14 protein-coding genes and 1 pseudogene are annotated in these 12506 nt (G+C 42.0%); 2 read left to right on the top strand and 13 right to left on the bottom strand.

The window, feature by feature from the left end; genetic code table 11:
• Positions 1-67: 67 nt before the first annotated feature.
• The gene (locus WFJ73_RS21900) at positions 68-418 is read right to left on the bottom strand and encodes a C40 family peptidase (RefSeq protein ID WP_336775082.1); all 351 of its coding nucleotides are present in this window, start codon (positions 416-418) and stop codon (positions 68-70) included.
• Positions 419-587: 169 nt separating this feature from the next.
• Here WFJ73_RS21900 and WFJ73_RS21905 point away from each other — a divergent pair, with 169 nt between their 5' ends.
• The gene (locus WFJ73_RS21905; protein ID WP_336775416.1) at positions 588-1301 is read left to right on the top strand and encodes a hypothetical protein; all 714 of its coding nucleotides are present in this window, start codon (positions 588-590) and stop codon (positions 1299-1301) included.
• Positions 1302-1604: 303 nt separating this feature from the next.
• On the opposite strand, the gene WFJ73_RS33440 is transcribed toward WFJ73_RS21905, so the two are convergent.
• From WFJ73_RS33440 to WFJ73_RS33445, 3 genes and pseudogenes are all read right to left on the bottom strand, one after another.
• A complete protein-coding gene (locus WFJ73_RS33440) occupies positions 1605-2336 on the bottom strand; it encodes a VOC family protein (RefSeq protein ID WP_442955982.1) in 732 nt (243 codons plus the stop codon).
• A 217-nt stretch (positions 2337-2553) separates the two neighbouring features.
• A complete protein-coding gene (locus tag WFJ73_RS21915) occupies positions 2554-2793 on the bottom strand; it encodes a hypothetical protein (protein WP_336775083.1) in 240 nt (79 codons plus the stop codon).
• Between the two features lie 137 nt (positions 2794-2930).
• Positions 2931-3029 (bottom strand): annotated as a pseudogene (locus WFJ73_RS33445) (LysR family transcriptional regulator); the annotation flags it as partial.
• A 221-nt stretch (positions 3030-3250) separates the two neighbouring features.
• Between WFJ73_RS33445 and WFJ73_RS21920 the strand changes: the two are divergent.
• Entirely contained in the window at positions 3251-3709 is a 459-nt protein-coding gene (locus WFJ73_RS21920) for a Rid family hydrolase (protein WP_336775084.1), read from the top strand.
• Between the two features lie 338 nt (positions 3710-4047).
• Here the strand turns inward: WFJ73_RS21920 and WFJ73_RS21925 are convergent, their stop codons facing one another.
• The 9 genes from WFJ73_RS21925 to WFJ73_RS21965 all read right to left on the bottom strand — a co-directional run bounded on the left by WFJ73_RS21925 (position 4048) and on the right by WFJ73_RS21965 (position 12389).
• Positions 4048-4743 (bottom strand): restriction endonuclease, encoded by a 696-nt coding sequence (locus tag WFJ73_RS21925; protein WP_336775085.1) that lies wholly within the window; start codon positions 4741-4743, stop codon positions 4048-4050.
• Positions 4744-5034: 291 nt separating this feature from the next.
• On the bottom strand, positions 5035-5505 hold the full coding sequence (locus WFJ73_RS21930; RefSeq protein ID WP_336775086.1) for a hypothetical protein: 471 nt from the start codon (positions 5503-5505) through the stop codon (positions 5035-5037).
• 19 nt (positions 5506-5524) lie between these two features.
• A complete protein-coding gene (locus WFJ73_RS21935) occupies positions 5525-5749 on the bottom strand; it encodes a hypothetical protein (RefSeq protein ID WP_336775087.1) in 225 nt (74 codons plus the stop codon).
• A gap of 206 nt (positions 5750-5955) precedes the next feature.
• The gene (locus WFJ73_RS21940; protein ID WP_336775088.1) at positions 5956-6351 is read right to left on the bottom strand and encodes a GntR family transcriptional regulator; all 396 of its coding nucleotides are present in this window, start codon (positions 6349-6351) and stop codon (positions 5956-5958) included.
• 46 nt (positions 6352-6397) lie between these two features.
• Complete coding sequence (locus WFJ73_RS21945; RefSeq protein ID WP_336775089.1) at positions 6398-6754, bottom strand: hypothetical protein; 357 nt, start codon at positions 6752-6754, stop codon at positions 6398-6400.
• Between the two features lie 150 nt (positions 6755-6904).
• Entirely contained in the window at positions 6905-7651 is a 747-nt protein-coding gene (locus WFJ73_RS21950; RefSeq protein ID WP_336775090.1) for a hypothetical protein, read from the bottom strand.
• A gap of 174 nt (positions 7652-7825) precedes the next feature.
• Entirely contained in the window at positions 7826-10687 is a 2862-nt protein-coding gene (locus tag WFJ73_RS21955; protein WP_336775091.1) for a DEAD/DEAH box helicase family protein, read from the bottom strand.
• A 2-nt stretch (positions 10688-10689) separates the two neighbouring features.
• Positions 10690-11322 (bottom strand): hypothetical protein, encoded by a 633-nt coding sequence (locus tag WFJ73_RS21960; protein ID WP_336775092.1) that lies wholly within the window; start codon positions 11320-11322, stop codon positions 10690-10692.
• Between the two features lie 20 nt (positions 11323-11342).
• Positions 11343-12389: a DUF6094 domain-containing protein gene (locus WFJ73_RS21965; protein ID WP_336775093.1), complete on the bottom strand. Its 1047-nt coding sequence runs from the start codon at positions 12387-12389 to the stop codon at positions 11343-11345.
• Positions 12390-12506: the final 117 nt, after the last annotated feature.

The following is a 12506-nucleotide window of genomic DNA, read 5'->3' on the forward strand; positions in this document are numbered from 1 at the left end:
GGATGGTTCAGACTGTTTGGATTGATTATAACGAATGACCGTTTGAAATTTCTAACTGTAAATTATTTCATTCTACTTTGCGGGTGGTGTCAGCTTCGCTGGTGCTACCCCTACCGGCATAGATAGCAACGTGACCAACGCTTCCTTTAATAGGATTTCTATCTGGAATATGATAAAAAATCAAATCACCAGGGTGGAGATCGGCTTTATTAACTGCCTTTCCATGCTTTGCTTGTTCTTGTGATGTGCGAGGTAACCGTAAACCAACCTTTGCAAAAACCATTTGGGTAAATGATGAACAGTCAATTTCTAATGGTGGTGGATTTCTCTTAAATTGCATCCCCACATAACGATTGGCATAGCTAAGCATTTTTATAGAATCTATCTGTCCGCCTAAACGGCGTATTTTTTTCCGCATATATTCCCCTCCCCTTTCTATCCTAATTTATGCGAGCATAAGCAATGATGATTCAATTTAAGAGGATTATAGAAAGAGTATTTGAAAGATGGAGCTAATAGTCCGTACAATACTATACCTCATAGAATATTTTGTAATGAGTATGAAAGGAGATGGTCTTCTTTTGAAAATGAAAAGTAGAAAGCAAAGTGTTCTCTATGCTCAAATTACTGAGAAGTCTAGAATTAAGCAAAAGGCTCGAGTATCTGCAACATATATCAAAATGACGATTCCGCTCCAGGAAGCAATTGTTGATGAAGCTATGCCAGCAACTCTGACTTTCTATGTCGATAGCCGGTTCACCGCTGCACACGTAAAAGCAATCAAAAGAATGCTAGCAGGGACGATATTTAGTTGGGTCGAATACTTTGACGAGCTCGATGGAGGTAATACACCGCGGTTTAAAAACTGTATGCGAAAATACGCTAAATTTAATCTTTCACCTGTTTGGTTCGAAGAAAAAATCGCAAACGGTGGTGCCTCTCTTGAAGTTATGATGGATGGATTAACAACTGCGTTGGCCGCTAATGGCTTCGGAAAAGCAGCCAAGGCATATATTATGTATGGAACCGGTAATTTTAATGTAAAAGCGGTCAACGCTTCCGATCCTGAACGGAATTCTTTGACTGTCACTGTGAACCCGCGATTTTTAGAGAAAACACTTACCGACGGCATCCGAGCAGGCGCTTTGTGGCATGCTTGGATGCATAGGCTTGGTTACCGTCATCCCGCAGGTAAATATACTAACTATGCGATCGGCGAAGCATGCATGTGTATCATGCGGCATCACCAGAATAAGTTAAGTACTGAAAAGGATAGCAAATATACACAATACATGGACTAAACATCTACTTAGCTGTGCAAGCCTGGCCTTTAATAAATAGTGCATATCTAGGGATCACAGGGCTGTATAGAAGTTCTTGTCTTGAACTTACGACAAGACTTCTCTATACAAAAAATAAAAAAGCCGCAGTTTATGCGACTTTTCTTGTATATATGTTCTAGTCGTCCGACAGCCTCCTAGAAACGGAACAGCAGCAGTCATGGACATGAAAATTGAGTCCTAGACTGCTGCTGTTTTTGAACTAACGTCTCCCATTTAGCTTCAAGGTAGCAAACGATCTTTACGCTGGCTGCCGTCGTCTTCTTACTCCTGAGTCATGGTGCCCATGTCCATATAAGCAATTTCCCACAAGTGCCCATTCAGGTCCTCGAAGCTTCTGACGTACATAAAACCATGGTCTGTCGGCTCTTTGGACTGCTTGCCTCCGGCCGACAAAGCCTTGTCAGCCAGTTCATCTACATGTTTTCTGCTATCTGCAGAGAGTGCGATAATTTTTCCAGCTGCGCTGGCGACATCGGCAACCGGTTTGTTGATAAACGTCTGAAAATACGGTTCAACGAGTAGTTGAACGAAAGTATTGTCGTTGATCACCATACATGCTGAATTTTCGTCGGAGAACTGTGAGTTAAACTCGAAGCCAATACTGCTGAAAAATTTCTTTGTCCGATTCAAGTCTTTCACCGGTAAGTTTATATACATATTGTTCGATTTGTAAGGTTTCTCATTCGCTTTCTTCTCTTGATACCATTCACGGTGATATTCCGTCCGGTCGCCATAAACCTTTTTACCGATCTGTGATAACTCCCCGCGCTTCAGCGAAGCACCGAACGTGTCAAGCTTGTCAAGTTGGTCTACCCGGAGATATCTTGTCGTAACCTTATCGAAATCTCGGCGACATTGCGGAAGTTCATCTAGCCGTTCATTTTCTTCAGCATAGGTGTACCAAAGCTTCAGGTGAACCGGGCTTTTGCCTTGTTCCTTTGCCAATATCGCAAGACTTACCCATTCGTAACCATCTTTGTGCTTTGTCTTCATTAAGATCATCCTCTTAAATAAATATGAAATGTCGTATCTAAATGATACCAATTCTAAGACAAACACAGTAAAACGGTCAACGGATATTCTGCCGGCCCCCCCAAGATTGTTTATTCAACTATCGAGGGAGTGTAATGCTCTTAACCTATTCAGCCCGTTCGCGTAACGAAAAAACAGCCATTTCTAATCGGCTGCCTTCTTCTTTTTTTTGTCTCCGTTATTTCTTCATGTATGTTCCTTTCTTGACCATTAACCATTTTCCACTACGTGTTAATGCCCACCAAATTGAATTATTTTTTGGTTTCTTATACGAATCAAATTGTTCCTTATTAAAAGTGGAGATATCAAAAATTGCGACAAGTTCTTGTGTATCATAAGACTTACCTGATTCTACATTCTTTTCGAATTCTTGAATAAATCGAAGAGCTTGTTCGTTTAGTGAATATTTCTCTTGCATAACTTATCCCCTTCCGTAAAATTGAAACATGTGCAATTGGGGAAATCAGACATTTCATCTCGGCGAGCAGCGTCCCCCCGAGACGACCCGAACATTCTTCCCGGCTGTACGCGGAGACGGATCCGGCCGACCACGCATAGCAGACGGAACATCCGAGAGAGAAATCCTCGCGAGCCACGGGTAAAATTCAGTTCACGACACAGGACCATAAAGTACTCTAATTGCTTTAGTTCCATAAGTGTTCCTCTCTATCCGTTCATGATCAATAATCAATAGAAATTTACTATTATTATGATCGAAATCCAAATAAATATCTAATAGATATGAATGGCAGCAGAGAAAGAAGTTGAAATATAGGTAAAACCTATCGTTACTATAATAATAATTGGATTGTTTAGCTGAATTACCATCTTTATACTTAGTTCATAATAACATTTTACGAATAGGAGATAAGAAGATGACAAATACGAACGCAACGAATGGAAAAGTGGCCGCCTATCATGGTGTGCCGGCGGAAGACGCTTACGGTTATGCACAGGCAATCAAGATCGGAAACACGATCCATGTGTCTGGCCAACTTAGCCACGACGAAAACGGGGCGATGGTCTCGCCCGCGGTGCTCGATGAATCTGGGAAGCCGGTCGACTTCTCGATGATGGAGGAGCAGATGCGGGTGACCTATGCCAATGCCGCGAAGATCTTAGCACAATTCGGGGCTACCTTCGATGACGTGGTAGAAGACACGCTCTACGTACTCGATGTCGATGCGGCGTTTGCGGTCGCAGGCAAGGTTCGGAAAGAAGTCTACGGGACTCCGCGGCCTCAGGTCGCAAGCAATTTGATCGGCGTACCGAGACTGGCCTTTCCTGAGCAATTAATCGAAATCGTCTTCAAGGCAGTGCTGCCTGAAGCCTAATTAGACGCGTATTTGACGAGGAGGCGTGCCCGTCGTGAACCCATCAAGACAGCTGCACCCAAGGGTTTCGTTCAACTGGGTCTTCTGGGCGTTGACGTTTTCGTCCGCGAGGGACCCAGGCATGAATGGTCAAGACGCCATTTAATGGACATTAAAAAAAGCTCTAGGCAACAAGCTGGCACCGGTCTCATGTCGAATATAGGGCATAGGGAGTTCACCTCGTCTCAATTGGTTTGGTTTTGTCGCTTAACCTATTCGAGATTTGGGGAGGTACTCCTTTTTCTATGCCTGAAAAACCTTGTTATATCAAGGGTTGAGATTTATGAAATTGATTCAGTTTATAAGGAATATCTTCCATTCAACATTTTAATCAGCTCACGGCGATCAATTAGAACAACATTTGCTCTTCTAGCTAATTCTACTGCTTGAGCTGTAAAATAAGTTGTTGTTATAACGCAGGCCTCTGTACATTCGTAATAAATTCTTCCCGAAATCACTTCTTGAACAGATGCGTTTCCAAGCTTTGATTGAGTAGCATGTCGTTTCGCTTGAACGGCTATCCTGCGTTGCTCCTTTACTAAAATTAAATCAGCGCCTTGATCACCCGATGCTTTGGTCATACTTACTTTGAAACCAATACTTACAAAATAATCTCTCAATAAAGATTCAAACTGTACTCCACTTAATTTATCTATTTCATCTACGTTTATAGATTTTTGAACTTGCTCAATAACTACTTGCTCACGCACACTTTGTTTCTTACTCGAAATGGCCATTGTTATGGACTGTCTAATGGTTAACCTATTTGCTCGGATATCTTTCTTCATTAATTGTAGTTGAAGTTCGGAAAGTACCTCCTGGTTTATTTCATTCTTCTCTAGTTCAGAGTTACTCATTTTATTTACATACATGATAATAGTTGGATTTTTTGAAAGACGTCCTGCTCTTATTAGCTCTTTTAATGCCCAAATGAAAATAACTACCAGCAATGCCACGATATACGTTCTAGAGCTGGCTGAGAATAATGTATTCATACTAGATATTTCTCCTCTATTTAAGGTCTAAAAAGAGACTTCAGTGGAAGGTTTCTTACTGTCCGCTAATTGATATTATCGGAATTTGAAATCGGGCTCGGACCCGTTCCGTTACTTCACGTAATACACCACTTACTCCTATAATTATACCAAACAATACATTGCTTGGTGTCTTCATTAATAATGAGTAAGATAGGAATTAATTGAAATTATCACTGAAGAAGAAAAAAGCAGCCGATGAAGGCTGCTCTTTTATCATTGGGGGATCTTATCAATTTGATGGGCAGAGATTTATTTATCTCTCGATGTAACCATATACTTCACTTTTGAAGTTGTCCATGATGGCGAAGTATAGATATGTCGCTTCTTATCCCAGTTCATAGTAACCTCAAAAATTTCATCTTCGACCGTATTGGAGTTTAGTGAAAACAAGTTTTGCTCGATCCAACGAATACGATGCTCTGGAACGATTGATTTTTCCCAATGCTTTTCGATAAAAATGGAGTCAAAGAAAGAAAGACGGACCTTAGTAGCTATGTCTGTTATTACGGGTTGTACTCCTGGAGTTACAGCGGTTCCCGAGATAACAACCGTTACCAATTTTCCATCATTCATATCATCATCTTGACCTACTCGTATCTCCACGTTGCAGTTGTATACCTTCACTTCCCCTTGATCGTCCGCAACGAAGTTATTCATGATATACGGCCACTGAAATTTATAAATGCCTCGATGAAAGAAAATGCTCTTTTCTTCTTTCATGTTACTCACTCCCGAATTGTTATTTTGAAAAAGACACTACTATTCTCTTAGCATACCAAACCAAGAGAGCTTTTACAGTGAGAGTCGTCAGTTTTGTCCACCGAGCAAATCGATTATCCGTATATTTCTCTTTGCACCTTATATAATCAGCGACATACTTTTCGGCAAATTCATCGCTTTGCTCATTCAATTTTTGTTCTTTCGTTCCAACCGGCGTTCGGACTACACTATTTATTTTCTCCAATATTACTTCCCCCCTCCTTATGAGCTTTGTACTGTACATAATGGAATGGATCTATATAATATCGCACTTTCATTTCATCAGAATCATTATTCAAGTAACCATCATACACAGTCAGTAGTAGATCAATTGGCTCCTTGGGAATGAATCCCTTCGAACCTTAATCCATGCATATATATTAATATATAAATATACATAGATTCAATCTCTTATTCTTGTGTCTTCTGTGCCTGATAAAGCAATGTGCTAAAAAGATGAATCATTTCTTCTGTTGTATAACCACAGTTCAAACCGGTATTAACAGCATCCCTCATTGCCTTCTCTGTATTGAGACGGCGAAAATGTTGGATAGTCTCCGAATCGACATTCACAAATGTTCCTCGTCCAGGAGTCGTACGAATAAACCCTTCTTTCTCTAGCTCTTCATACACTTTCCTGCTTGTAATAGCACTACACTCATAAAGGACAGATAATTCGCGAATAGACGGTAATTGTTGCCCATGTTTATACACTTCACAGATTATTCTTGTTTTTAGATCATCCTTAATCTGTTGATATATAGGCAAATTGTCTCCTGCTCTCTTCTTTTCCGCTAAGTTACTCATCTTGAATTCACTCCTGATGTTTACTATCTTGCTTTCTACTCACTGCTTACTCTTGATTTTTCGAAAAGGTCTCCTGCGCCCATTGCTCTAAACTTATTCCATGTCTCTCTTTAAAATCTAGAGTTTCATCATCGGCGCTATATACGAGCAACTGGCTGTCGCCTTCCTCATCGATTGGTTTACCGGTTGAGGTCTTTCCATAGTTGAAATTATTCGGTACAGCATGAATGTAGCGAATATAATCACCAGATTTATCACACGTGGCTGCAAGTGCTGTGTTATCAAGTTGCCCTGGCACAAGCGCTCCAAAGATCGCACAGTGTGTCATCTCAGCATTCAACTTATCGCAAATGCGGCAAGTCGGATGAATTTTCGATTTTGTTTGCTTTATTTGTTCCGCCATGTAGAATCTTCCTCTCAGCTATTTGATAATTATCATAATACGGAAATTGCCTTTTTCAAAATTTTTTATGAAATTCTTTTTATGTCCGAAATTTATAAAAAAAAACAGTAGCAGCTTTGGTAGAACAAACTGTTACTGTTTTTTTATTAGTTATCCTTCATCCTTATAAAGGTCCTTATCCTCAGCAATCTGATTAATTACCAGATGAGGTGTTCCTAATCTGATTAACACCTCCCCATTTTCATCGAAATAAAACACCTGATCGTCAGGAACATCCGTTGGAAAAGGTATAGCTTCTTTATAATGATATCGTTCGTATAGGAGACTTTTAAGATCAAATTTCCCATAAAGATTAAGTTCATGAAGTATTTTTGTAGCATCGGTCATAGTGCGGTAAAAGTCATTATTATAAACGAAGTACATAGCCACAATAGGTATTGCCATTCCCTTTGAAGAGTCGATAAAAGAGTGCTCTTTGTTGAAACCTATCGTAATTTGATACCTTCCGGAAATGAAATCTTTATAAAAGTTAACAGCAACCGAACCCATCATATCTTCTCGCATTTTATCGTAGGTAAATGCTTTCGCTTTATTTTGGGTTTCAGGAGCAAAACTGAGATTACTAATTTGGCAGTCGAACCCGTCATTATTATGATGTTCTATAATAAAGCCCTTACTCCTGGCTGCTGCAAGCTCTTCGACACCGTAGTAATGCTCCATTACCAGCTGATGAAGTGACATCTTTAACTTACTTGACCTAACATAGTCGCCATTTTTGCTCCAACCCACTGCAGTAATCTTATTAAACAATTCCTCACTATAATCCGTAATTGCTAGCCTATCTGCCGATTTAAACTTCAAAAATATGCTTTTTTCATTATGGGAGATTTCAGTCATATTCCCACTCCTTTTTTCTTCTCTCACTATTAATAATACGCCCCGACTTCTTAGCTCCATTGAGATACTTGTAGACCATCTTATATACATATTACACAATCCCTATACAAAATTTCCCTAATCGACTTGCGAACGAACCAAAAAATGGTGCCAGTTGACCCGGCACCATTCTCATCAGAATACAAAAGCATATTGTCCATCTGTGACATTATAAGCCTTTTTGGTTCTCGTTTTAGCCTTCTTACCTTCAACCACAGCTAGGTCTAACCCCGCCCATTCCTTACCTGCCGTAACTTCCTTAGTAATAGGCTTGTTTGTTAAGCTATACACCCATCGTCTAAAGTCGGCTTCTTCCGAAGGAGCAGCTGTCGGATCCCAAACCAAAGCACAATCGCTTAAAAGTGATTCTTGGGCTATTGAAAGTCCCTTAAAGCCACTCAAAACATTCTCTTCTACATATGCAATTTGTTGTTCGATACGAGTAAAGAGATCTGCAGGAACCTCTTCAGATGCCCAGTCCAAAATCGCTTCTTTCACCGATGTCGCATAAATCATTCTTACAGGTGAAGCAGGCACCGGTGACGTTGCAATAGCTACGTTTGATATCGTAGGACCCGCTTCCATTTCTTCCTCAGTAGAAGTATTATTAGTTGTAGGAGCAGTAGGCGCTACAATAGCGAGCTGTGTAGGATCAAATGACATTTTGCCCCATATCGATTCTGCACTCTCTACGCCTTCTATATTGTTGCCTACAAAACGTTTAGCTAGCTCATTTGTCAGGCTGCCCCCAGATCCTTCTGTTAATGCCGAAAGACCTTCCTGGCTAAACTGTCCTTCAATCGCAAGTGCTGCGTTCATTTTCTGTCCCATCAGATTGATAGCCAATTCCTGCATGCTGTCTTTATAGCCGGCATAAACCGTCTCACAGGTATTCATTTGACCTATACGCCAGTGTCGTCTAGATGCTTGTCGGACAATGGAAAGCCTATATCCTGTTTGATAAAAATATAGTGATGGGAAATTATACATATCTAGACCCGTAGAAACTAAAATGGGATTGACTAGTAAAACCTGAACACCCTCTTGTTCCTGCTTCGCAATCCATTCTTCCCTCTCCGGACCATCCACATCAGAAGTTAACACGGCTGTTTTAATACCCCGCTCCTCAAAGAGCATCTGTAATCGCTCAAGCGTACCTAGTTCGCCAGTAAAAGTCGCATAGACACCAACTTTTCGTCCGAGTTTCAGCCGCTTCCGAACAAACTGAATCAAGTCGAGCTCCTTCGGGTATAGGAGACGATCGCTAAGACGATAATCAGGAGAAACAATCTCTTCTCCCGTATCCGGATGATAAACTCCCTTAAAGTTAAACGGAACATCCGGATAACTAAGTGATGTGCTAAGTAAGCTGCCGAGCAGCACAGACTGTCCGCCGCCTTGCAGTTCCTTTACAACCGCTTCACGAAGCTGGTCCTCAACGTCTTTTAGATTACGCTCTAGGTACCACTTCGGAGCGAGTAGCCGCATCCCCTTATGTGGTTTTGTCTTACGACCTGGCTTATGTTTAACTTTCGTTATACACGATATGAGGTTTCTATAACCTTGAAGCGGGATGGTAGCCGGATATTCCTTTAATTCCGGAAGCCTCTCAAACATATCGCTCATTTGGATAAAACAAGCAACATCGCTTAACATATCCGTGAATAATTGCGGTGCTGCAGCCGGCAATTCCTTCGTGTTCGTCCGTTTGGATGACCCGTTACTAGAACTATTTAATGCATTATCCTTCTTTATTTTCGTTATTTTTTCTCGAAGTCCATAATAATCAATCCACCTGCCGACCTCTCCCCATTGGAAGCCCATCCTACGCAGTCGATCAGGAAACATGCGGAACAGTAGTTCAAAAATAGAACTGCTGTAGCCTGACAATAAGGTTCCGGTCATCGCAACAGAATATTTAGCACATCCCATAAAGACATGAAAAGCATGAGCTTGTGCACTACCACCAGCAAGTTCATGGACCTCATCTCCAAAAACCACTTCAAATTTATTCTTAAAATAACGTTTGAACAAATCAGCAGGAGAGACTTTACGAGGAGCTGTACCTTCTACTTTACGGCGTTCACCAGAAATACTCGATTTGTCCTTGTTCTTCGCCTGCCACAGCGGAGCTCCACATGGACGATACGAATCTTTATCCGGATCTGCATTTTTATACTCGCGAATTAGTGTTGAACAAAACAAGTTGTTCTTTCGACGAGTCGCTTTTCCATGCTTATTGTGGAAGTCATCCCATTCCATAGGAACCATGCTGCCATCTTCTTCTTTCATGAGCTGGCCACCACATTCCGGACATACAAACCCCCGAAAAGCCGTACGCTTTGCTCCTAGTACAGCTCCCTCACCTTTCACACGCTTAGTATAGGTGCGATCAACCCACTTCGCAGCGATTTCATAGATATAACCAAGCTTTGCCGTGTCCCTCGCGATAATGTAAACCTCCATTTTAGTCGGCTTACTATTCATCTTCCCGCTATCGCGCAACCGAATCACATCGACGTAATCACGGATAAAGTGGACATCAAAAAGCTGCTTATCCAGGAGAACACCTATTTCCCGCTTCGTCTTCTTAATCAGATGATTCGGCACCATATAAAGGACGCGTCCCTTACCGTCGAACTTCATCTTCAGCAAAGCAAAAAAAGTCGCAATACTCATTGCCGTTTTTCCCGTACCTGGCTCACCGATTAAAAGTAATCTTCGATGTTCCTCAAACCCTTTCATCAATGCGGTTACTACATGCGCCTGAGCGTTAAAAAGCGGTCGTTTTAGCTCGCCTAGAAGCGGGAGCATGTCATCATTTACCGGGTGATGATGCGGCTGATATTCTGTATTTAACCGGCGGATCAAGTCAGCGCCAAACAACGACAAGTAATCCCCGATGTTATTCAGTTCCTGGAGAGAGGGTTCGGTATTACCCGCTTCCAACCCCGCAGCAATTAACTCTCCATGTTCCATTTCCAATGTCTCCATCATCTTTAGATAGCCTCCTTCACATCTTCGGTAAGTACGATTGCACCACTGCGCAGCCCAAAGGAAATGTAGCTATCAAGCGCATCCTCTCCTGCCAACAGTTCATAAGCAATCAAATCCGGATGATTCCCTATGTAATCATGCACGACCAGGGGCACCATTAATTGATCGTTTATCAATTGGCGATAGAGATACGGCGTCCACTCTTCCAGCATTGGCGTCTCATAGTACGCATCGATGGCGTGGTAGAGCTTCTCGTGTATGTTACCGTCCCATGCAAAGATAATGAATCCTTCCCCCGTTCGAGAAAGCACACGTTCACTGGCAACCAAGCCAGTAACAAACGTATCATTCTCCCTTTGAGATAAATGCTTGTAATTCCCCTTTGGATATACAACTAAACTTGATCGATCGTATTCCTTTTCTCCAATTCTCGGCGCATGCCGAATCCAGAAGGCCACATCGGATGCTTTCCGTGAATGATGAAATTGTGCGAAGACCGCTTGTACACGCGAATCAATATCGATAACGCTCGCATAAACCATCTCATGCTTCTGATCATCATTCAGCCGAGTTACCATGAGCGACGTGTGAACCCTCACGTTAATGTCCTTATGCCGGAATTCCATATGTCTCATTCCAATAACCCCTCTACGAATTAGTTTTCGAGCTTCCGCATGTTACCGTACCGGTCAACCATCTTAAATGAAATACGGAACGTATCCCTGTCACTTTGAATAATCTCACTTTCAGTCTCTTCTACACTCGTCACGACTTCCTTCTTCACGATCCCTTTAAGTACATGAAGAAGATTGCCTTTTCCCACTTTACCGTTCAGGCGCCCGCTGGCCATACGAAGTACTCGGTGCATTTCCTTATCCGGAAGTAGCGGCTGAAGCCGTAAAGCTGGTGGCTTTGGCGTTGACCACTCCTTCCCTTTTTGATGAAGGGCGGAATGGTGTACGATTTCTCGTAGCTGGTCCACGTCAATACGATTTGAACGGAACAGTTTTGGAGTCACATTGCCTGGACTGACCTTATAGATTGGATCATCGAGCAGCGGAAGCCGCTGAAGATCACTGCCTTCCTCCAATAATCCTAAAATCCGTTCCACTTCATTCCGATCTAAAAACTTTTCTTTCCTCTTCCGACCAATCGCATATATCTGATGATACGTATCATCATGCGACTGATAAACTCGGATATCATCGAGGTTGGCTACCAACATTTTTACAATGTCCGATGTCATGCGTCCTCGCGGAATGTTATAAACGAGTAGCCCATCAACTGAGACATACAGCAATAGATGGCGTAAAAATCGCTTTTCTTTACGTTCAGTCTTGTCCTCAACCGTGTTGGAGTCTGTGTCATATGGTGGATTTAGATAGAATAATCGGAACGTATCCCGGGATATCCTGCATTCTTCATACCCTCCATACAACGCATGTGAAAGACGATCGCGCATCTGTAAATACTTCTCCTCGTTTGGCTCGATACCAAAAGTTACGGCGGCTGTTTCTTGCGTTAGAACCTCAAGGGCTCTCCCGCTTCCAGCACAAAAATCTGCCACGGAAAATGGTTTTGATGGAAATTGAAAGAGACTGCGAAGACAGAGCATATCCTGCTCGGTACTTTCAAAGTTCCCCATCCTGATCTTATTCCGGAGCGTTCGGTCAAACATACCTTTCATGTTGTCAGCTGCCATTTTCTTATTACCTCCCCTGAGAAATAAAAAAGAGCCTTCCGCCGAAGCGAAAAGCTCTAATTTCCGTATGTGTGCCCAACAAAAAAGGCAGACCTATAGTATATAGATCGCCTTAGA

The organism is Paenibacillus sp. MMO-58 (assembly GCF_037146255.1).
Classification (GTDB): Bacteria; Bacillota; Bacilli; order Paenibacillales; family Paenibacillaceae; genus Pristimantibacillus.

Excerpts from the sequence above, each read along its gene's own strand:
- WFJ73_RS33440 (WP_442955982.1), bottom strand. The coding sequence starts at position 2,336 with ATGAAGACAAAGCACAAAGATGGTTACGAATGGGTAAGTCTTGCGATA.
- WFJ73_RS21965 (WP_336775093.1), bottom strand. The coding sequence starts at position 12,389 with ATGGCAGCTGACAACATGAAAGGTATGTTTGACCGAACGCTCCGGAAT.
- WFJ73_RS21930 (WP_336775086.1), bottom strand. The coding sequence starts at position 5,505 with ATGAAAGAAGAAAAGAGCATTTTCTTTCATCGAGGCATTTATAAATTT.
- WFJ73_RS21920 (WP_336775084.1), top strand. The coding sequence starts at position 3,251 with ATGACAAATACGAACGCAACGAATGGAAAAGTGGCCGCCTATCATGGT.
- WFJ73_RS21900 (WP_336775082.1), bottom strand. The coding sequence starts at position 418 with ATGCGGAAAAAAATACGCCGTTTAGGCGGACAGATAGATTCTATAAAA.
- WFJ73_RS21960 (WP_336775092.1), bottom strand. The coding sequence starts at position 11,322 with ATGAGACATATGGAATTCCGGCATAAGGACATTAACGTGAGGGTTCAC.
- WFJ73_RS21915 (WP_336775083.1), bottom strand. The coding sequence starts at position 2,793 with ATGCAAGAGAAATATTCACTAAACGAACAAGCTCTTCGATTTATTCAA.
- WFJ73_RS21955 (WP_336775091.1), bottom strand. The coding sequence starts at position 10,687 with ATGATGGAGACATTGGAAATGGAACATGGAGAGTTAATTGCTGCGGGG.
- WFJ73_RS21905 (WP_336775416.1), top strand. The coding sequence starts at position 588 with ATGAAAAGTAGAAAGCAAAGTGTTCTCTATGCTCAAATTACTGAGAAG.
- WFJ73_RS21925 (WP_336775085.1), bottom strand. The coding sequence starts at position 4,743 with ATGAATACATTATTCTCAGCCAGCTCTAGAACGTATATCGTGGCATTG.
- WFJ73_RS21945 (WP_336775089.1), bottom strand. The coding sequence starts at position 6,754 with ATGGCGGAACAAATAAAGCAAACAAAATCGAAAATTCATCCGACTTGC.
- WFJ73_RS21950 (WP_336775090.1), bottom strand. The coding sequence starts at position 7,651 with ATGACTGAAATCTCCCATAATGAAAAAAGCATATTTTTGAAGTTTAAA.
- WFJ73_RS21940 (WP_336775088.1), bottom strand. The coding sequence starts at position 6,351 with ATGAGTAACTTAGCGGAAAAGAAGAGAGCAGGAGACAATTTGCCTATA.